Source organism: Achromobacter spanius, from assembly GCF_003994415.1.
Lineage (GTDB): Bacteria > Pseudomonadota > Gammaproteobacteria > Burkholderiales > Burkholderiaceae_B > Achromobacter > Achromobacter spanius_C.
The window spans coordinates 5,710,960-5,731,402 of the sequence record NZ_CP034689.1 but is presented as its reverse complement, the minus strand read 5'-3'; the positions used below and the strand labels follow the sequence as shown (position 1 = coordinate 5,731,402).

The window sequence follows — 20,443 nt, the reverse complement described above, 5'->3', positions numbered from 1 at the left end:
TTTGAAAGCACTCGTCCGCAAACTCGGCAACATCCACCCGGACCACCAGCGCATCTTCAAGGGCGCGTTCCGGGTGGCGGTGTTCCTGCTGCTGGGCAAGGCCGCCGGCGCCATCAAAGAGATGGCGGTGGCGTACCGCTACGGCGTCAGCGACGCCGTGGACGCCTATCAGTTCACGATGACCATGGCCACCTGGCTACCGGTCACCATCGTGGGCGTGCTGTCGGTGGTTTTGATTCCCGTGCTGGTCCGCCTGCGCCGCGCGGACGACACTGAACGCGACCAATTCATCAAAGAACTGCAAGGCTGGGTGGCCGCGGCCGGTATCGCGCTGGCCATCGCAACCTGGTTCGCCTGGCCCTACGTCGTGGACGCTTTGGGCAAGGGCTTGCCCGAGCGCGTGCGCGGCATGACGGGCGACCTGCTCATCGCCTTCGCTCCGGTGTCGGCGCTGCTGCTCATCGCCGGCATCAGCGCCGCGCGCTTGCGCGCGCACGAACGCCATGTCAATACCTTGCTGGACAGCGTGCCTGCCGTGGCGACACTGGCGTGGGTCATGCTGGCCGTCAGCGCCGACGGCGTGGGCCCGCTGCTGTGGGGCACGCTGGTGGGCTATGCCATCCAGACCGTGTGGCTTGCCTGGCTGGCCGCGCGTGCCGATGGCGGATTCTGGGGCGCGCCACGGTTGACGCTGCGTTCGCCGCACTGGCCCGAACTGATGGGCGCGGCTGGGGTCATGCTGATCGGCCAGGTGGCCATGAGCTTTGTCGGCCCGCTGGACCAGTACGCCGCCGCCAACCTGGGCGCCAACGCCAACGCCACGCTGGGTTACGCCAGCCGGCTGTTGTCTTTGCTGCTGGGCATAGGCGCGGTGTCGGTCGGGCGCGCCGCGCTGCCGGTGCTGGCCGATGTGCAGGCGCGTGGCGACACCGCCCGCGCGCGCAGCATGGCGTTGAAGTGGTCCGTGCTGATGGTGGGCGCGGGCGCCGTGGTCGTCGCCATCGGCTGGGTGCTGGCCCCGTGGGGCGTGGCCGTGCTGTTCGAACGCGGCGCCTTCACGGCAGAAAACACCGAAGTCGTTGCGCACGTGCTGCGCTGGGGCCTGTTGCAACTGCCTTTCTATTTTGGCGTGCTGATCCTGGTGCAATTGCTGGCGAGCCAGAACCGCTACCGCATCATGGCCGCCATCGCCGTGGCCAACTTTGCGCTGAAGGCCGTGTTGAACACCGTGCTGGCGCCCAAGATGGGCGCGGCCGGCATCATGCTGGCAACCAGCCTCATGTATGTGCTGTCCTTCGCGTGCTACCTCGTCGTGGCGATGCGCAAGGCTGAACCCAAGGAGGCCGATTGAATGTCCGACGCCGACTCCGGCCGCGCATTGCGCGTGCTGCTGTTCATCCATTCACTGCATGGCGGTGGCGCTGAGCGCGTTGCCGCCGACCTGAGCGCGCACTGGGCCGACATGGGCCGCGAGGTCATGGTGGTGACGCAGGCCAGCGCGGACGGCGACGTCTACGCGCTGCATCCCAAGGTGCGCCGCGAAGTCCTGCATACGGCGGGCGAGGGCGGCGGCTTGCGCGGCCTCTGGAGCAACGTGCAGCGCGTGCGGGCGCTGCGTCGCGTGGTCAAGGAATTCCGCCCCGACATCGTGCTGGGCATGATGACCACGGCGTCGGTGCTGTCGGTGCTGGCGTGCACGGGCATTCCTTGCCGGGTGATCGCCACGGAGCACACGCATCCGCCGTCGCAGACGCTGTCCGGCCTGTGGCAGCGCCTGCGCCGCATCACCTACCCGCGCGCGGCGCGAGTCGTTGCGCTGACCCGTGGCACGGCCGACTGGATCGAACAGCACGTGCCGGGCTCGCGCCTGGCCGTCATCCCCAACCCGGTGCATTGGCCCTTGCCGCGCGCCGAGCCCCTGTTGGTTCCCACCACGACCGACGGCCGCAAGCGCCTGCTGGCGGTTGGCCGGTTGCACGCGGACAAGGGGTTTGATCTGCTGATCCAGGCGTTTGCCGCGCTGGCCCCATCGCATCCGGATTGGGATCTGGTTATTCTGGGCGAAGGCCATGAACGCGGCGCGCTGCAAGCGCAAGTCGACCAGGCCGGCCTGGCCTCGCGCATCTCGATGCCCGGCCGCGCCGGCAACGTGGGCGACTGGTACGACAGCGCAGACCTGTATGTGCTGACCTCGCGCTTTGAAGGGCTGTCCAATACCTTGCTTGAATCCATGGCCAGCGGTCTGGCCGCCGTCTCGTTCGATTGCGATACCGGACCGCGCGAGATCGTGCGCGATGGCATCGACGGCGTGCTGGTGCGGCCCAATGGCGATGTACCGGCCTTGTGCAAGGCGCTGTCCGATGTGATGGAAAACGACGCAAGGCGCCAGCGGATGGCGCAAGCGGCAACCGATGTGCGCGACCGTTTTTCCGCCGCGCGCGTGTTGCAGCAATGGCAAGAACTTTTTGACGACGCGCGCAAGCCGGGCCGCTAGGGTCCGCGCGGCGCGCGCCGTTGCTACGGTGACCACGAGAACTTCATCATGTGTGGAATAGTCGGAATTTGGGGCCCCATCGGGAACAAGGAGCGCGTGCTGGCCGAAAGCTGCCGCCGCATCCGCCATCGCGGACCAGACAGCAACGGCTTCTGGGAAGACCCGGAAGCCGACGTGGCGCTGGGCCACGTGCGCCTGGCCATCCTGGACCTGACCGAAGCCGGCCACCAGCCCATGACGTCCGCTTGCGGCCGCTATGTGATGGTGTTCAACGGCGAGATCTACAACCACCTGGACATCCGCCAGCAGCTTGAAAAATCAGGGCTGGCGCCGTCCTGGCGGGGTCATTCCGATACCGAAACGCTGCTGGCCGGTTTCACTGCCCTGGGCATCGAAGCCACCTTGCAGGCCGCGGTCGGCATGTTCGCCATTGCGCTGTGGGATCGCGCGTCGCGCAAGCTGACGCTGGCGCGCGACCGCATGGGCGAAAAGCCGCTGTACTACGGCTTTTCGGGCGCCGAGCTGGTGTTTGCATCCGAGTTGAAGGGGCTGATGCCCATCCCGGGATTTGGCCGCGAGCTGAACCGCAATGCGCTGGCGTCTTTCATGCGCCACAACTACATTCCGGCGCCGCAATCCATCTATCAGGGCATCAACAAGTTGCCGCCGGGCACCTGGATTGAATTCACCGCCGACGACGCCCGCAGCCGCCGCATGCCGGAACCGCGCGTGTATTGGTCCGCCCGCGAAGCCGCTGATAGCGCGGCCCGGTCGCCGTTGACCTTCGGCTCCGACGACGAGGCTGCCCAGGCGCTGGAAAGCGTGCTGTCCAAGGCAGTGGGTGGCCAGATGCTGTCCGACGTCAGCCTGGGCGCCTTCCTGTCAGGCGGCATTGATTCGTCCACCATCGTGGCGCTGATGCAGGCGCAAAGCGCCAAGCCGGTGCGCACCTTCGCCATCGGTTTCCACGAGAAAGGCTACGACGAGGCGCAACACGCCAAGGCCGTCGCCACGCATCTGGGCACGGATCACACCGAACTCTACGTCACCGCGGACGACGCGTTGGCGGTGGTGCCGTCGCTGGCCGATATGTACGACGAACCGTTTGCCGATTCGTCGCAGATTCCCACGTCGCTCGTCACCAAGATGGCGCGCCAGCACGTCACCGTGGCCTTGTCGGGCGACGGCGGCGATGAACTCTTCGGCGGCTATTCGCGTTATTTCCGCGTGAACAACTGGTGGCAGCAATGCGAGCGCGTGCCCGCCATGCTGCGCAAGCCGGCTGGCGCGCTGCTTTCCGCGACCACCCATCTTCCCGGACGTGGCGCGTGGCGCGGCAAGGTCGGCAAGCTGGGCGAGCTGTTGCGCACGGATACGCGTGGCGACTTCTACCGCCACTTCGTGTCGTACTGGGCCGACCCCACGCAAGTCGTCAAGGGCGGCGTGGAACCGGTGTCGGAATTCGCGCGCGCCATGCAGGGCTCGACCTTCGAAGCCATGATGAAGCTGGACACGATTACCTATCTGCCCGACGACATCCTGGTCAAGGTGGACCGCGCCGCGATGGCGGTGAGTCTGGAGACGCGCGTGCCGCTGATCGACCATCGTGTCTATGAATTCGCCTGGAGCCTGCCGCATCAGTACAAGGTGCGCGGCAATACCGGTAAATGGCTGCTGCGCCAGGTGCTGCATCGGCATGTGCCGCAGGCGCTGGTGGACCGCCCCAAGCGCGGCTTCGCCGTGCCGCTGGCCGCGTGGCTGCGCGGGCCGCTGCGCGAATGGGCCGATGCGTTGCTGGACCCCGCGCGGCTGCGCCAGGAAGGTTGGTTCGAACCCGAACCCATTCTGCGCAAATGGCGCGAACACACCTCGGGCCATCGAAATTGGGACAGCCACCTGTGGGGCGTCTTGATGATGCAAGCCTGGTTGGACCGCTATCGCGCCGCGCCGGATCAAGGGGGAACTATTGGGAGTCGTTGACGCATGAAAATTTTGATGCTGGTCAGTTCCATGCACGCGGGCGGCGCCGAACGGGTGGCCGCGACGCTGGTCAACGCATGGGCCGAACGCGGCGACACCGTCACGTTGACGCCTACCTATTCGTCCAAGGGCACCTGCTTCTATCCCGTGTCGGACAAGGTCACACTCGCCTGGCTGGCCGATATCGCCGGCACGCGGGCGTCGGGCGGCATGGCCGCGTTCAAGCGCCTGATGGCCTTGCGCAAGCATATCCGCGACACCAAGCCCGATGTGGTCGTGTCGTTCCTGACCAACGTCAACGTGGCCGCCATCCTCGCCACGCGGGGCCTGGGCGTGCCGCTTATCGTTTGCGAACGCACCAACCCCGTGGCCGAAACCACCACCGGCACGGTGTGGCGCAGGCTGCGCCGCCTGCTGTATCCGCGCGCCGATATGGTTACCGTGCAGGCCGAAGACACCGCTGGTCCCTTTTCGCGCCAGGTGCCGGGCATCAAGCGCCTGGCCGTCATTCCCAACCCCTTGCCCGCGCCCTTGCTCGACGCGCCGCGCGTGGCTCAGCGTGAAGACGATGGCCCGCGTGAATTGTTGGCGATGGGCCGGCTGGTGCCTGACAAGCAGTTTGATCTGTTGATCGACGTGTTCGCGCAATTGGCGCCGTCGCACCCCGACTGGAACCTACGTATCTGGGGCGAAGGCCCCGAGCGCGCGGCTCTGGAAGCGCAGGTGGAAAAACTGGGCCTGCAAGCACGCATCAGCCTGCCGGGCCGCACCGAAGCGCCCTGGGAAGAACTGGCGCGCGGCCAGGCGTTCGTGCTGAGCTCGCTGGTGGAAGGCTTTCCGAATGTCTTGTTGGAAGCCATGTCGTTGGGCCTGCCTTGCGTGGCTTTCGACTGCCCCAGCGGCCCACGCGAAATGACGCGCGACGGCCAGGATGCGCTGCTGGTGCCCGCGGGCGACCGCAACGCCTTGCAAGAGGCCTTGCAGCGCGTGATGAGCGACCTGCTGCTGCGTCGGCAGTTGGGCGTGCGCGCCGCCACCGCTGTGCGCCAGCGCTACGCCCTGGCCACTGTGCTGTCGGAATGGGACGAGCTGTTCGAAGCGGTGCGGGAGGAGCGATGAACGTCCCGGCATTGCGCGTCCTGCACGTTATTACCGGCCTGGGGCAGGGTGGCGCGGAATCCGTGTTGCTGCGCTTGGCCACCTACCCGGAGGCCGGCGTGTCGCACACCGTGGTGTCGCTGACCGATGAAGGCATCTACGGCGAGCGCCTGCGCGCGGCGGGCGTGGCGGTGCATGCCTTGGGCATGAAGCGCGGGCGTGTCAGCCCAAGCGGCTTTTTGACGCTGCGCCGGCTGATCGCCACCCAGCGCCCCGACGTGGTGCAGACGTGGATGTATCACGCGGACCTGATCGGCGGCCTGGCCGCGCGGCTGGCCGGCGTGCGTGCCATCGCCTGGGGTATCCGCAATTCCGGTGCGCACCTTGAACGCAGCAGCCGGTCGGCGCGCCTGGTTTTGCGGGCTTGCGCATGGCTGTCCGGCCGCGTGCCGCGTGCCATCGTTTGCGCCGCCCAGAACGCGGCCGAACGGCATGCCGACAGAGGCTACCGGCGCGACCGCATGGTGGTGATTCCTAACGGCTACGATCTGTCGCGCTATGCGCCCGATGCGCAAGCGCGCACGCGCGTGCGCGCGCAATGGGGCTTGTCGGAAGACGCGCCCGTGATCGGCAGCGTGGCCCGGTGGGACCCGCTGAAAGACCACGCCAACCTGCTGCGCGCCGTGGCCGCGCTGGTGCGCGATGGCCGCGACGGCGGCTTGCGCTGCGTGCTGGTCGGGCGCGGCATGACGGCCGACAACGCCGAGCTTGCCGCCTTGATCAACAAGCTGAACCTGCGCGACCGCCTGATTCTTGCCGGCCCCAGCGACGACGTGCCGGCGGTGATGAACGGCTTGGACGTGCATGTGCTGTCCAGCTGCGCCGAGGGCTTTCCCAACGTGGTGGCCGAGGCCATGGCCTGCGGCGTTTACTGCGTGGTGACGAACGTGGGCGACGCCGCCTATATCGTTGGCGATACCGGCCTCATCGTGCCGCCCGAGCAAGCCGAGGCGCTGGCGCGCGGCATCGAGACTGCCTTGTGCGACGTGGCTGCGCGCGGCCACGGGCGCGCGGGCGAGGCAGGGCGCGCGCGCGTGTTTGAAAACTTTGATCTGGCGCGCATGGTGCAGCGCTACATCGCCGTATGGCGCGATATTGCGGGAGGCCAGGCATGAGCCGCCGCCTGATGTTCGTGGTCAACAACCCGGCCTTCTTCATGTCGCATCGCGTGCCGGTGGCGCTGGCCGCGCAACAGGCGGGTTACGACGTGCATGTGGCCACGATGGATGGTCCCGCCGTGGCCGACATCCAGGCGCTGGGCATGACGCATCACGCCATTCCCATGACGCGCAGTGGCAAACATCCTTTGCAGGAACTGGGCACATTGCTGGCGTTGCTGCGCCTGTTTCGTCGCGTGCGTCCCGATGTGGTCCATCTGGTCACGATCAAGCCCGTGCTGTATGGCGGCATTGCCGCGCGCCTGGCCCGCGTGCCCGGCATGGTGGCGGCGATTTCCGGCCTGGGCTTCGTGTTCCTGTCGAATTCCCTGAAGATGCGATTGGTGCGCGCCGTGGTGGCGCGCCTGTATCGCTTGGCGCTGGGTCACCCCAACAGCCGCGTGATTTTCCAGAACGCCAATGACCGCGACCTGCTCAAGTCACTGGGTGCGGTGCGCGACGAGCAGGTCGTCATGATTCGCGGCGCGGGGGTGGACCTGGATGCCTACCGCGCGTCGCCCGAGCCGCCTTCACCGCCCGTCGTGGTCACCATGGTGGCGCGCCTGTTGCGCGATAAGGGCGTGCGCGAATTCGTCGAGGCAGCCACTATCCTGCGCGCGCGTGGTGTGCCGGTGGTCATGCAATTGGTGGGTGGGCTGGACGCGGGCAACCCCGCGTCGGCCACGCAGCAAGAGGTGGATGCCTGGCAACGTGACGGCGCCGTCCAGGCGCTGGGTGAACGGTCGGACATTGCCGAGCTGTATGCGGCCAGCCATGTCGCCGTATTGCCTTCCTACCGCGAGGGTTTGCCGAAATCGTTGATCGAGGCGGCGGCATGCGGGCGGGCGGTGGTGACGACCGACGTGCCGGGCTGCCGCGACGCCATCGAACCGGGCCAAACCGGGCTGCTGGTGCCGGTGCGTGACGCTCAGGCGCTGGCGGACGCCATCGCGCGGCTGGTCGAAGATGCCGCCTTGCGCCAGGCCCTGGGCGCGGCGGGCCGTGCGCTGGCTGAGCGCGAATTCGACATCGGGCGGGTTGCCCGCATCCATGTCGAACTCTACGACGCGCTGAGCGGCTGAGTCGCTTGATTCCGGTTTGATCCCGCCTAGCGCCCGCGCGCGATCGCGTCGATCCAGAAGCGGGTGGAGGGATCTTGCTGGCTGGTCTGCGGCGAATCCAGTTCGCGCATGATGTGCTTGGCCAGCGCCTTGCCGAATTCCACGCCCCATTGGTCAAACGGGTTGATGCCCCAGATCACGCCTTGCGCGAATACTTTGTGTTCGTACATGGCCAGCAGCGCACCCAGGGTATAGGCTTCCAGGCGCGGCAGCACGATCAGCGATGACGGACGGCCGCCCGGGTGAACCCGGTGCTTTGCAAGCATCCGCGCGCGCGCCGGATCGCTTTCCGTGGCCGAGGTTTCGGCCAGTGCGTCGTCAAAGGATTTGCCGCGCAGCAGCGCCGAACGCTGCGCCAGGCAGTTGGCGATCAGCAGTTCATGGTGGCGCGCATAGGCGTGGTTGGGCTGCTCGCAAAGAATGAAATCCACGGGCGCGCCCATGACGTCCTGATGCAGCCATTGAAAGAAGGTGTGCTGGCAGTCGGTGCCGGACATGCCCCAGACGGCGGGGCCGGTCGGCAAGCCGACGGGGCTGCCGTCCGCCGTGGCAATCTTGCCCAGCGATTCCATTTCCAACTGCTGGGCCCACGGCACAAGGTGAACCAGCCGGGAGTCGTAGGGGGCAATCACCAGCGAGTCATAACCCAGCACGCTGCGGTTGACCACGCCGGCCAGCGCCATTTGCAGCGGCGCGTTTTCCGCGTTGGGCGCGGTGCGGAAATGGTCGTCCATGGCCGCGGCGCCGGCCAGCAGTTGATCAAATGCGTCGTTGCCCAAGGCCAGCGCGATGGGCAGGCCGATGGCGGACCATAGCGAATACCGGCCGCCGACCCAGTCCCAGATCTGGAAGATGTGGTCGGGCAGGATGCCCAGGTTGAGCGCGGCTTCCACGTTGGCGGTAATTGCCACCACCTGCTTGATGGGGTCGGCCACGCCGGCGTCGCGCAGCCAGTTCATGGCCACTTCCGCATTGGCCAGCGGTTCGGTCGTGGTGAACGATTTGGACGCGACGATGACCAGCGTGTCGTGCGGATCCAGCCGGCTCATGGCGTCGGCGACGGAGTGCGAATCCACGTTCGATGCAAACCGCACTTCGCGTCGCGCGCCGCCATGGCGCAGCGCACGTGTCACCAGGCGCGGCCCCCAATCGCTGCCGCCGATGCCCAGGTGCAGCACGTAGCCGTAGCGGTCGCTGCGGTCGGCCTCGCGCACGAATTCGCGCAAGCGATCCCGTTCGGCCTGCACGGCGCTGGCAACCGGGGCGGGGGGCTCGGCCGCGCGCAAGGCGGTGTGCCAGGCGGCGCGTCCTTCGGTCCAGTTGGCGTGGCCGCCGTCAAACAGCGTGGCGCGGGCGGCGTCAAACTGCTGCTGAGCCAGCAGCGCTTCAGACGCTGCGTGCAAGGCGGGCGAGTGCGCCTGGGTGCTTAGATCCAGGCGTAGGCCCGGCGCATTGATCACCCTGAGTTGCTCGCCGCGCAAGGGAGCGGCTTTGGCCGCCGCGGTGAATTGTTGCCAGGCTGGGCTGTTCGGTAGCGACATGAGAGGATCAGAACGGCAATTTGGCTTCTGGCGCAAGCTTGCCCAATTCGCGGCGGAAGTCGGCCTGGATGCGTTGCAGTGCCTCGGCGTTCTCGGCCTCAAAGCGCAGCACCACGACGGGTGTGGTGTTCGACGGGCGGGCCAGGCCGAAGCCGTCGGCGTATTCGGCGCGCACGCCGTCGATGGTGATGACGCGTTTGGCGTCGGCGAACTGTCCTTGGTCCTGCAAGGCCTTCACCAGCGTGAACGGCTGGCCTTCTTCCATTTCCAGCTTCAGTTCCGGCGTGGAAACGTCTTGCGGCAGGGCCTCCAGGGGCGCGCAGGCGTCGGCTTCGCGCGACACGATTTCCAGCAGGCGCGCGCCGGTGTACAGGCCATCGTCAAAGCCGTACCAGCGTTCCTTGAAGAAAATGTGGCCGCTCATTTCGCCGGCCAGCGGCGCGCCGGTTTCGGCCAGCTTGGCCTTGACCAGCGAATGGCCGGTTTTCCACATCAGCGGCACGCCGCCAGCAGCTTGCACGGACAGGCCCACGTGGCGGCTGCACTTGACGTCGTAGATGATGGTGGCGCCGGGGTTGCGGTCCAGCACATCGCGGGCGAACAGCACCAGTTGGCGGTCGGGCCAGATGATCTGGCCCGATTTCGTGACCACGCCCAGGCGGTCGCCGTCGCCGTCGAAGGCCAGGCCCAGTTCGCAGTCGGTCTCGGCCACGCACTTGATCAGGTCTTGCAGGTTCTTGGGTTCGGCGGGATCCGGGTGATGGTTGGGGAAGGTGCCGTCCACTTCGCAGAACAGTTCGGTCACTTCGCAGCCCAGTGCGCGGAACAGCTGCGGGGCCACCGCGCCGGCCACGCCGTTGCCGCAGTCGATCGCGATTTTCATGGGGCGGGCCAGCTTCACGCCGGAGGCCACGCGCGCGATATAGGCGGCGATCAGGTCCAGTTGGCGGCGCACACCGGGGCGTTCGGCCGGGGCCGGGCTCGCGCCGTTCATGGCGGTGCCCAAAGCCTGTACCTCTTCGCCATACAGGGCGCGGCCGCCCATCATCATCTTGAAGCCGTTGTACTTGGGTGGGTTGTGGCTGCCGGTGATGGCCACGCCGGAGCCGGTCTGCATGATGTTCGCGGCGAAGTACACCAGGGGCGTGGGCACCATGCCGACGTCCAGCGTGTCTACGCCGCCTTCCTGCATGCCTTCCTGCAAGGCGTCGGACAGCATTTCACTGCTCAGGCGGCCGTCGCGGCCCACAACCAGGGTCTGCACGCCTTCGTCGCGCGCGCGCGCGGCCAATGCCACGCCCAAGGCGCGCGCGAACGTCGCGTCGATCAGGTCCGGCACCGTGCCGCGAATGTCATAAGCCTTGAAGACAGAAGCGGGAAATTGCGTGTTGTTGTTACCCACGACGATTCCTTGAGTAGGGAGTTGCAGCGCCAGCGCTGACGGGGTTAGTGGTAAACCCGTATATCAGAACCCGGCTGGGTTAAGCATCAAAAGTGAATTATCCCCCATTGGCGCATGGCTCTCATCCGACGGGAGCAGTAGGACGTCTTAGGGGTGGCGCCCGCCCTGCATTGGTGCGTAGCACGTGGCGTGCCGCCTTGATCCGGTGCGCGAGAGAAGAGGGGACGGGGCCGTTCCGGGGGCCGCGCGCATGGCACACAATTTGCTCGTCATCCGAAGGTGATACGCTTGCGCTGCAAGCAGAAAGACAGGAGGGGCCATGGGTGCCAAAGTTTCCACTGTGATGTCATCGGGGCGCGCCACCAGCCGGCGCGGTCCTCCCACGGACTACGCCGGGCCGGGCGCTGGCCAGGAACGCCGGCTTGATATCCATGTATTCGTGTCCGAGGCGGGCGAAATGGTCGCGGGCCGTGCCTGGGAACGCTGCGTCTGGCGCGAGGCCCGCGTGCTGATCGCCGAATGCCCCGCCCCGCATCTGCCGCCTTCCATCGAGGCAGCCTTGCGTGGCGTCGCCACCGAGGTCGCACGCGACCGTGGCTGGAAGGGTACCGGGGCCGTGGCCTTTTCCCTGGACGACCGCAGCGGCGTATTCCGCGTGATCAGCGCCAACGTGCAGCCGCATGCCGGCGCCATCGCGGCCAGCCCCGACGCCATCGGCGCCCACGCCTTGGAAATGCGTATCGACGGCTGCGTTGACCGCCGCCTGCCCTGCACCCGGCTGCTGGTGTACGGCGCCACGCGCGGCGAAGCATTGCGCCGTGCCTACCGCGCGTTGTCTGAAATGCCCGGCCCGGCCGGTATCGACCGCGCTTTCCTGATGAACCGCATCGCCTCGCGCGCGTACTGCTCGGGCCTGACCGGCACCCGGCTCGACCAGGCCGTGGGCTAGCGCGGCGCTTTCGGCCCGCGCGATTCCGCCCCTACAATAGCCCGCACATCCCTACACCCCAGCCTGGGGCGCGCTCCAGGCCTTTCTTGTGCGGCGCCTATGACATTGCTGAGCGATCTACAGTCCCTCCTGGGCTTTACCCATGTGCTGACCGGCGAGGACGCCGCCTCTTATGTGCTTGACTGGCGCCGCCGCTATCGGGGCGCGGCACTGGCGGTGATACGGCCGGGTTCCACGCAGGAAGTGGCCGACGCCGTGAAGCTGTGCCTGCACCATGGCGTGCCGGTGGTGCCGCAGGGCGGCAATACGGGCCTGTGTGGTGGCGCCACGCCTGACGACACCGGCCGCGCCGTGGTGCTGTCCACGGCCCGCCTGACCGCGGTTCGCAACCTGGACACCGACAACGACACCATCACAGTGGAAGCGGGCTGCATTCTGCAAGCGGTGCAAGAAGCCGCCGCGGGGGCGAACCGCTTATTTCCCCTGAGCCTGGCCGCCGAAGGCAGTTGCACCATTGGCGGCAATCTGGCCACCAATGCCGGGGGCACGCAGGTGCTGCGCTACGGCAACACGCGCGACCTGACGCTGGGCCTGGAAGTGGTGACGGCCGAGGGCGAAATCTGGGACGGGCTGCGCGGCCTGCGCAAGGACAACACCGGCTACGATCTGCGCGACCTGTACATCGGCAGCGAAGGCACGCTGGGCATCATCACCGCGGCCACGCTGAAACTGTTTCCCCGCCCGGTGGCGTCCTGCACCGCGCTGCTGACGCTGGACACCATCGATCAGGCCGTGGAAGTGCTGTCACGCGCGCGCGCCGGCTTCGGCGCGGCGCTGACGGGCTTCGAACTCATGAGCAACGCCTGCCTGCAAGGGGTGGTGCGCCTGTTCCCGCAACAGCGCCTGCCTTTCGAAGGCGCTTCCGCCGAATCCCCCTGGTTTGCGCTGCTTGAGTTGTCCGATAGCGAAAGCGAGGCGCACGCGCGCGAGCGCTTCGAAGCCGTGTTGGGCGAGGCCATCGACGCCGGCCTGATCAACGACGCCGCCATTGCCGCCAATGTGGCGCAGAGCAAGGCGCTGTGGCATTTGCGCGAAAGCATTCCGCTGGCCGAAGCCGAGTTGGGCAAGTCGGTCAAGCATGACGTGTCCATTCCCATTTCGTCCATCGCCGGCTTCGTGCACAAGACCAATGCCCTGTTGCAGGCACGCTTTCCGGGCGTGCGCCACGTCATCTTCGGCCATCTGGGCGACGGCAACCTGCACTACAACGTGGCCAACGCGCCGGGGCAGACCGAAGCCGAACTGCTGGCGCTGCAAAGCGAGATCTATGGTGTGGTGCATGACAGCGTGCATGCCCACCAGGGTTCCATCAGCGCCGAGCATGGGGTGGGGCAGCTCAAGCGGGACGAGCTGCCGCGCTACAAAAGCCCGGTTGAACTGGCACTGATGCGCCGGATCAAGCGCGCGCTGGATCCCCAGGGGCTCATGAATCCGGGCAAGGTGTTGCAGGCGTAGCACGTGCCTGCGACGGACTCGCGGTCAATCCATACGGAGCGCCAACCATGGCAGTCAGCCCCGCGGCGGGTGCGAATTATCGGGTGCTGATCGTCGAAGACGATCACATCATTGCCGGCAACCTGTATTCCTTTCTGGAAGTTCGCGGGTTTCTGCCTGACGTCGCCTATACCGGCCACGCCGCGTTGGCGTGCGTCAAGGCGCAGCGCTTCGATGCCTTGATCCTGGACATCGGCTTGCCGGGCATGGACGGCAATGCGGTGCTGCATGCGTTGCGCAACGACATGCGCGCGGATGTGCCGGTGCTGATGCTGACCGCGCGCGACAGCCTGGAAGACAAGCTCACGGGCTTCTCGCATGGCGCCGACGACTACCTGACCAAGCCCTTCGCGCTGCTTGAAGTCGAGGCCCGGCTGCTGGCCTTGATTCAGCGCGCCAAGGGCGCAACGGTGGATGTAGTGCGCGTGTTCGGCCCGCTGCAATACGACACGCGCAGCCGTAGCGTGTCATTCAACGGGCAGCCCGTGCACCTGACGCGCAAGGCCAGCCTGATCATGGACGCGCTGATGCGCGATCCTGGCCGCGTGGTGGCGCGCGAGGAACTCGAATCCCTGCTGTGGGGCAACGAACCGCCGTCCTCGGACGCGCTGCGCAGCCAGGTGCACCTGCTGCGCCGCGCCTTGGCCGATGCTGGGTTCGACGGCATCGAAACCCTGCACGGCACAGGCTGGCGCCTGACGCTGAACGGAGCCGCCGCATGACGCGCGCGGCGGGCGGCACACTGACCCAGCGGGTCGTGTGGGCGCTGACGGGAACGGTGGCGCTGTTCGTGACTGCGCTGGCGCTGCTGGCCTATCTGACGTTCGACCAGATGGAAGACGACCTGGTCAACGACATCCTCAACACCGAAATGGACCGACTGGTGCAACACGCGCGCGCCAGCGACGAGTTCGTGCCGCGCCAGGGCGCGCGTGAACTGGGCGGCTCGATGCGAGCCTGGATGAGTGTGGACGGACAGCGTCCCGCCGGCATTCCCGATGAGGTGTTGGGGCTGGACAATGGCCTGCACCTGATCGAGCCCGACGCCTATACCTGGCACGTCATGGTGGCGGATACCGGCCGCGGCAAGGTGTATTTGCTGTACGACGCCACCGACAATGAAGAACGGGTCCACGACTTCGGCTTGATCGTGCTGGGCGTGGGCGCCATCTGCGTGCTGGGCGCGTACGCCTTGTCGCGGCGCGTGGCGGCGGTGGCGGTGGGGCCCTTGCTGGACCTGACCGACCGGCTGGCCACCTGGGCCCCCGGCGCGCCCGACATGGCCGTTACCCGCGACGACGAAGCCGGCCGCCTGATCGAAGCCTTCAACCGCGTGCAGAATCAGGTGGACCGATCCATCGCGCGCGAACGCGAGTTTGCGGGCAACCTGAGCCACGAAATCCGCACGCCGCTGGCCGCCATTCGGTCAGACAGCGAATTGATGCTGCTGACTCAGTCCTTGACGCCCGACCAGCATCAGCGTCTGACGCGCGTGGTGGACAACGTGGACGATGTGATCGTGTGCCTGGAAAGCGCCCGCGCGATGGCGCGCGATCAGTTGCTGCCGCCCGCGCCGGTGGATATCGGCGTCTGCATGGATGATGCCTGGCGCGGCTATGAAGCCCAGGCCGGACAGGCGGATTTGCGCTTCGACAATCAGATCGAAGCGGGCCACGTGTTGACCCTGGACCGCTATGCGCTGCTGATCGTGCTGCGCAATCTGGTGCGCAACGCCGTCGAGCACGCCGCGCCGGCCACGCTTACCGCCAGGTTTCACGCGGGTGCTTTGTTGGAATTGAGCGACGACGGCAAAGGCATTGCGGCCGACGACCTGCCCTTCCTGTTCCGCCGTTATTACAGCGGCCGCATGCGGGATTCGGCGGCCGCGGGCCAGCACGACACGGCGCGCGGCTTGGGGCTGGCAATCGCCAAGCGCGTCTGCGACATGCAGGGTTGGCAACTGACCGTCGCGTCTTCCCGCGAACCGGCGTCGCGGGGGACCCAGTTCCTGCTGCGCCTGGACGCCCATGCCAGCGCTGCCGCTCCACAAGCCCCCGCGTGAATTTGACGAATTTTCGACCTTCGGGCGACTAAGCTCTGCGCTTGCTTCCGAACCGATCTTCGTCGACTTTTCTTCATGCCTTCCTCCCTGCTGCCCGCGCGTGCACCCACGCTTGCCTGGTATGCATGCAGCCAACTCATCGGCATGACCTTGGCGTGGGCGGCGGCGGCGTGGTGGGCCAATACGTCGGGGCTGGACCTGCGCATCGCACATGCGTTGTTCAGCCCGGCGCTGGACGACTTTCCCTTGCGCGCGAACCGTTTGCTGGAAGTGCTGGGGCACCGCCTGGTACTGGTGCTGCCCATCGGCGTGGCCCTGGGGGCCGCAAGCGTGGCGGCCGCCAGTTTCCGTGTGCCGTCCTGGCGTCGGTGGCGCGCGCCGGCGTTGGCGTTGGCGGCCACTTGCCTGGTCGGGCAAGTGCTGGTGAACCAGCTCAAGCACTACACGACGTTGCCGCGCCCGTACGACCTGGACACACTGGGCGGCTATACGCCATACCCGCTGCACTGGTGGACCTGGGTGCGCGCACGGGCCGGGGGGCCTTGCCAAGCGGCCACGCGGGCGCGGGCTATTCGATGCTGACGCTGTACTTTGTCGGCTGGGCGCTGAAGCGGCCGGCGTGGCGCTGGGGCGGGCTGGCGGTGGGGGTGTCGGCCGGGATCTTGTTTTCGCTGGTGCGCATATTGCAAGGTGCGCATTTCCTGAGCCAGACGCTGTGGTCCGCCACCTTGCTGTGGTTTCTGGCGGCGCTCTTTTTCCTTCCGATCATCGTGGCACGCGCCGGTGGGCACGACCCATCCCCCTGAAATGGTGAATTCGTGCCCATGACCGCGCACGCAGCCCGCCCGCCGATGGCGCGTAGGCGGGCGTATCTGGTATGTTGTCGTACAACTTGTGCAAAGTACAATCAGCCCCAAATTCACGCACCAAGCCCTTGTAATCATTGTCGGATCAACCCAGATGAACGCGCCTGTCGATACCCCCGTTTTGCCGCAGCGTCGTCCCCGGAACTTGGCTCAAGGCTTGGTCGAAAGCATCTCCGAGCGAATCCGTAGCGGAGCGATCCGTCCTGGCGAAAAGCTGCCCACCGAGTCCGCGATCATGAGTCAGTTCGGCGTGAGCCGAACCGTTGTGCGCGAAGCGCTTTCCCGCCTGCAGGCCTCAGGTCTGGTGGAAACCCATCACGGCGTTGGCACGTATGCGCTGGAACCCAGCGGCAGCGCCGACTTTCGCATTGACCCCGCGGACATCGCCACGGTGCGCGACGTGCTGGTGCTGCTTGAACTGCGCATCTGCCTGGAAAGCGAGGCGGCGGGCCTGGCCGCCACGCGCCGCAGCGACGCACAGTTGCAGGACATGCGGCGCGCGCTGGACCTTTTCAAGAGCGCCTTGGAAAGCGGCGGCGACACGATCACCCCCGACTTCCAGTTCCACCTCCTGGTGGCGCAGTCCACCGACAACCGATATTTCGCGGATCTGATGTCGCATCTGGGTTCGGCGATCATCCCGCGTACCCGCATCAATTCCGCCAAGTTTGCGCAGGAAGATCGGGCGGCCTATCTGGCCCGCGTGAACCTGGAACACGAAGACATCTACAGCGCGATCCTGCGCCAGGACGCGGAGGCGGCACGCGCCGCCATGCGCACGCACCTGAGCAACAGCCGAGAACGGCTGCGACGCGTTCAATAGGGCAAGCTGCTGGGCCGCGCAAGCGCTCTGTTGCGCCGGCGATGTCGTGCAACGCGGCCCGCCGATTCGATATCACCGCTGATCTGGCAAAACCGCGTTAATCTTTGCCCGGTTTCAATTTCGGACAACGAGGCGGCATGGTTTTGCTCGGCATGGATAACGGCATTCTTTTATCAGTAGCGGCAAACGCGATTCGCCGCTTGCGAGGGGCTGCCGCATGCGTCGCCTGACACTTCGATTCATTCTCGCCGTCCTGGTGCTGCTGACGTTGTCGCGGCTTGGGCTGTCGTTCTGGATGTGGGACCGCGTACAAGCGGCTGGCGGCTTGTGGCCGGTGCTGCTGGGCGGGTTGCGTATCGACGTCTGCCTGCTGTCCATGGTGATAGCGTTGCCTGCTGTGTTCTCGCCGTGGTTCGGGCATCGGCCGCTGGCGGCTCGCATCACTGCGTGGTGGTTCCGCGTGTGGTGGATGCTGTATGTGCTGCTGGAGGTGTCCACGCCGCAATTCATCACGGAATACGACACGCGGCCCAACCGGCTGTACTTCATCTACCTGCTCAATCCCAAGGAAGTGGGGTCGATGCTGTGGCAAGGCTACAAGGGCGTGTTGCTGGCTGCGTTCGTGGTGCTGGTGGTGGCGGCCTGGTTGGCGTTCAAACTGTTTCCGACGCGTTCGCAAGACGGGTTCATGGCGTGGTGGAAGCGACCGATTGCGTCCTTCGTGATCCTGGCGCTGGCGGTGCTGGGCGCGCGCGGCACGCTGGAGCATCGCCCTATCAATCCGGCCAAGGTGGCGTTCAGCTCGGATTCCATGGTGAATGCCTTGGCGCTGAATTCGCTGTACAGCGTGTTCGACGCGGCCTATCGCATGCAGGACGAGCGCTCGTCGGCCGCGATGTATCCGAAGATGCCGGTGGACCAGATGAACGCCATTGTTCGCGATAAGGCCGGCCTGACCGGCGCGCCACTGGATGCGCGCTACCCCAGCTTGCATGAACAAAAGGCCACGGTGCGGCGCGACAAGCCGCTGAACGTGGTGATCATCTTGCAGGAAAGCCTGGGCGCGCAGTACGTGGGCAGCTTGGGCGGACGCGACCTGACGCCGAATATTGACCGCCTGTCCAAGGAAGGCTGGATGTTTCATCGCGCCTATGCCACCGGCACGCGCTCGGTACGCGGCATTGAAGCGGTGACGGCGGGCTTTCTGCCCAGCGTGGCCGACGCGGTAGTCAAGCTGCCGCGTTCGCAAACCGGCTTCTTCACCTTGGCGCAGGTGCTGGGCAAGCACGGCTACCGTTCACGCTTCGTGTATGGCGGCGAGTCGCACTTTGACAATATGCGGGCGTTCTTCCTGGGCAACGGCTTCGACGAAGTGGTGGACCGGCCGAAGTTCGTGAATCCGGTGTATGAAGGCTCATGGGGCGCGTCCGACGAAGACATGTTCAACCAGGTCGACCGCCTGTTGCGTGCTGACGGCGACAAGCCCGTCTTCACGCTGGCGTTTTCCGTGTCGAACCATTCACCTTGGGAATACCCGGAAGGCCGCATCAAGCCGGTGGGCGACCCGGCCACGGTGGACAATACGGTGCGTTACGCCGATTGGGCGTTAGGGCAGTTTTTTGAAAAGGCGAAGCAGGCGCCGTACTGGGACAACACCGTGTTCCTGGTGATCGCGGACCACGATTCGCGCGTGTATGGATCGATACCCGTGCCGGTGCGCCATTTCCAGATACCCGCGCTGTTCCTCGGCGCCGGCATCACGCCGCGCCAGGACGAACGCCTGGTGAGCCAGATCGATATGGCGCCGACGCTGTTGTCTCTGATTGGCCTGGACAACGTGAACCCGATGCTGGGCGCCGACCTGACGCAGCGCGACCCGAACCGCGCGATGATGCAGTACGCGGACAACTTCGGGTATTTGCAGGGCGACAAGCTGCTGGTGCTGGAACCCGCGAAGCCGCCACGCGAATTCCGCTACGAAGCGGCGCCGGTAGGCCAAAATGAAACGTATGCGCCCGTGCAGCCCGCCGACCCGACGTTGACCGATGAGGCGCTGGCGCATGCCCTGTGGGCAAGCTGGGCGTATCGGGAAGAAAAGTATCGGTTGCCGTGATGGGTTGCAAAGTATTGTATGGACCGGGGACATGGGTGACACATGTTCGGGGACATGGGTAACACATAGGTTTTTATCCTATTGGCGTGCTCTGAGGTCGATCTGTTGGACAATTTTGTACAGGAAGACGACATCGAGCACGCCGTCTTGCGAGGAGGGTCTGACCGCGACCGGCAGACCCGCCATTCCCTCTCCGACGAAGACGACGCGTCCGTTCACAATGATCTGCCCCTTGGTCCTGACCTTGAGCACTCGATCGCCCGGCTCGTATTCGATCGGAGGCAACGAGGCAGGATAGCGACGAGGGCTAGGTCTATATCTCGACAGGGGCGGCATCTGCCCCAACGCCTGGTGGGGCCGGACGTGGTTGTACTGTTCACGCCACTGATCCATGGCTTGCTGGCAGTCCAGCAGACTGCTAAACCCCCGGGCCTGGATCAACTCGCGCTTGAGCGTTCGATGCAGGCGTTCTAGCTTGCCCTGGGTTTGCGGGTGGCGAGGACGACTGTGGCTGATACGCACACCCAGCCGCATGAGCCAAACCTCCAGGCCTGTCAGCCCCAGGCCGCGCACCGATGCCCAGGATGGGCCGTTATCCGCGGTGATCCGTTCGGGCAATCCGTAACGGCGAAATACGGCCTTCAGGTGCTGCTGCACGGTTTTGCTGCGCTCATCGCCACAAGCCTGGATGCACAGGGCGTAGCGTGAGTGATCGTCCAATAGCGTCAGCGGATGGCACCGTCCCTGACGCGCGTCGGTCAGGGCAAAGTGCCCCTTGAAGTCCATCTGCCACAACAGGTTTGGCGCTTCATGCTCAAAGCGCTGGTTCGCCAGCCCGACGTTCGAGTCCTCGCCTTGGACCCGATAGCCATGTCGTCGCAAAATTGCCGAGATGGTACTGGGCGCGGGCGCCGTAGTCGGCCCAAGCAGCGCCCGCAACTTGCGAGGCCCCCAGTACGGGTAACGCTTGTGCAGGTCGATCACCTGCGCTTCGATTTGCTCACACGTGCGCCCAGGACTATTGCCAGGCCTGCGAGACAGATCTTGCAACCCAGCCTGGCCGTTCCGCTCGTAGCGGCCCAACCACTTGTAGGCGGTCTTGGCGCTGATATCGAAACGCCGGCAAAGCTCCCGCACATTGCTGCCCGGTTGCAGGGCAAGCTGAACGAACTCCATTCGGCAGGACATAAGGCTTGACTCCTTCCACGGCATCGCTCGCTCCT

The 20,443-nt window shown here is 66.0% G+C and carries 17 protein-coding genes; 14 read left to right on the top strand and 3 right to left on the bottom strand.

Translation table 11 applies throughout. The annotated features are described in order from the left end of the window. The first annotated feature begins 1 nt into the window (after position 1). The 6 genes from murJ to ELS24_RS26220 are packed head-to-tail and all read left to right on the top strand — an operon-like array spanning position 2 to position 7,871. Positions 2–1,351 (top strand): murein biosynthesis integral membrane protein MurJ, encoded by a 1,350-nt coding sequence (gene murJ, locus ELS24_RS26245; protein WP_050448074.1) that lies wholly within the window; start codon positions 2–4, stop codon positions 1,349–1,351. After that, on the top strand, positions 1,352–2,494 hold the full coding sequence (locus ELS24_RS26240; RefSeq protein WP_127185792.1) for a glycosyltransferase family 4 protein: 1,143 nt from the start codon (positions 1,352–1,354) through the stop codon (positions 2,492–2,494). A 48-nt stretch (positions 2,495–2,542) separates the two neighbouring features. Next, on the top strand, positions 2,543–4,474 hold the full coding sequence (gene asnB / locus ELS24_RS26235) for an asparagine synthase (glutamine-hydrolyzing) (RefSeq protein WP_127185791.1): 1,932 nt from the start codon (positions 2,543–2,545) through the stop codon (positions 4,472–4,474). 3 nt (positions 4,475–4,477) lie between these two features. Next, on the top strand, positions 4,478–5,593 hold the full coding sequence (locus tag ELS24_RS26230; protein WP_127185790.1) for a glycosyltransferase family 4 protein: 1,116 nt from the start codon (positions 4,478–4,480) through the stop codon (positions 5,591–5,593). Further along, complete coding sequence (locus ELS24_RS26225) at positions 5,590–6,747, top strand: glycosyltransferase family 4 protein (protein WP_164741307.1); 1,158 nt, start codon at positions 5,590–5,592, stop codon at positions 6,745–6,747. The genes ELS24_RS26230 and ELS24_RS26225 overlap by 4 nt, the downstream gene beginning before the upstream one ends. Continuing rightward, complete coding sequence (locus tag ELS24_RS26220) at positions 6,744–7,871, top strand: glycosyltransferase family 4 protein (protein WP_050448069.1); 1,128 nt, start codon at positions 6,744–6,746, stop codon at positions 7,869–7,871. Before ELS24_RS26225 ends, ELS24_RS26220 begins: the two co-directional genes overlap by 4 nt. Positions 7,872–7,897: 26 nt before the next feature. On the opposite strand, the gene pgi is transcribed toward ELS24_RS26220, so the two are convergent. Next, positions 7,898–9,451: a glucose-6-phosphate isomerase gene (gene pgi / locus ELS24_RS26215; protein WP_127185789.1), complete on the bottom strand. Its 1,554-nt coding sequence runs from the start codon at positions 9,449–9,451 to the stop codon at positions 7,898–7,900. Between the two features lie 7 nt (positions 9,452–9,458). Then, on the bottom strand, positions 9,459–10,853 hold the full coding sequence (locus ELS24_RS26210) for a phosphomannomutase/phosphoglucomutase (protein WP_127185788.1): 1,395 nt from the start codon (positions 10,851–10,853) through the stop codon (positions 9,459–9,461). A gap of 319 nt (positions 10,854–11,172) precedes the next feature. Between ELS24_RS26210 and ELS24_RS26205 the strand changes: the two genes are divergently transcribed. The 8 genes from ELS24_RS26205 (at position 11,173) to ELS24_RS26175 (ending at position 19,220) form a co-directional block, all read left to right on the top strand. Then, positions 11,173–11,802: a BPTD_3102 family carboxylase-like protein gene (locus ELS24_RS26205; RefSeq protein ID WP_050448066.1), complete on the top strand. Its 630-nt coding sequence runs from the start codon at positions 11,173–11,175 to the stop codon at positions 11,800–11,802. Between the two features lie 99 nt (positions 11,803–11,901). Then, positions 11,902–13,317: an FAD-binding oxidoreductase gene (locus ELS24_RS26200; protein ID WP_127185787.1), complete on the top strand. Its 1,416-nt coding sequence runs from the start codon at positions 11,902–11,904 to the stop codon at positions 13,315–13,317. Between the two features lie 47 nt (positions 13,318–13,364). Then, complete coding sequence (locus ELS24_RS26195; RefSeq protein ID WP_127185786.1) at positions 13,365–14,078, top strand: response regulator transcription factor; 714 nt, start codon at positions 13,365–13,367, stop codon at positions 14,076–14,078. Continuing rightward, on the top strand, positions 14,075–15,418 hold the full coding sequence (locus ELS24_RS26190; protein ID WP_127185785.1) for a sensor histidine kinase: 1,344 nt from the start codon (positions 14,075–14,077) through the stop codon (positions 15,416–15,418). The genes ELS24_RS26195 and ELS24_RS26190 overlap by 4 nt, the downstream gene beginning before the upstream one ends. 75 nt (positions 15,419–15,493) lie before the next feature. Continuing rightward, positions 15,494–16,000 (top strand): hypothetical protein, encoded by a 507-nt coding sequence (locus ELS24_RS26185; RefSeq protein ID WP_240669390.1) that lies wholly within the window; start codon positions 15,494–15,496, stop codon positions 15,998–16,000. Beyond that, a complete protein-coding gene (locus ELS24_RS31430; protein WP_240669389.1) occupies positions 15,994–16,224 on the top strand; it encodes a hypothetical protein in 231 nt (76 codons plus the stop codon). The genes ELS24_RS26185 and ELS24_RS31430 overlap by 7 nt, the downstream gene beginning before the upstream one ends. A 154-nt stretch (positions 16,225–16,378) precedes the next feature. Continuing rightward, on the top strand, positions 16,379–17,107 hold the full coding sequence (locus ELS24_RS26180; RefSeq protein ID WP_127185784.1) for a FadR/GntR family transcriptional regulator: 729 nt from the start codon (positions 16,379–16,381) through the stop codon (positions 17,105–17,107). Between the two features lie 217 nt (positions 17,108–17,324). Further along, complete coding sequence (locus ELS24_RS26175) at positions 17,325–19,220, top strand: LTA synthase family protein (protein ID WP_050448060.1); 1,896 nt, start codon at positions 17,325–17,327, stop codon at positions 19,218–19,220. A gap of 78 nt (positions 19,221–19,298) precedes the next feature. On the opposite strand, the gene ELS24_RS26170 is transcribed toward ELS24_RS26175, so the two are convergent. Then, the gene (locus tag ELS24_RS26170; protein WP_127183689.1) at positions 19,299–20,432 is read right to left on the bottom strand and encodes an IS481 family transposase; all 1,134 of its coding nucleotides are present in this window, start codon (positions 20,430–20,432) and stop codon (positions 19,299–19,301) included. Between the last annotated feature and the right edge of the window lie 11 nt (positions 20,433–20,443).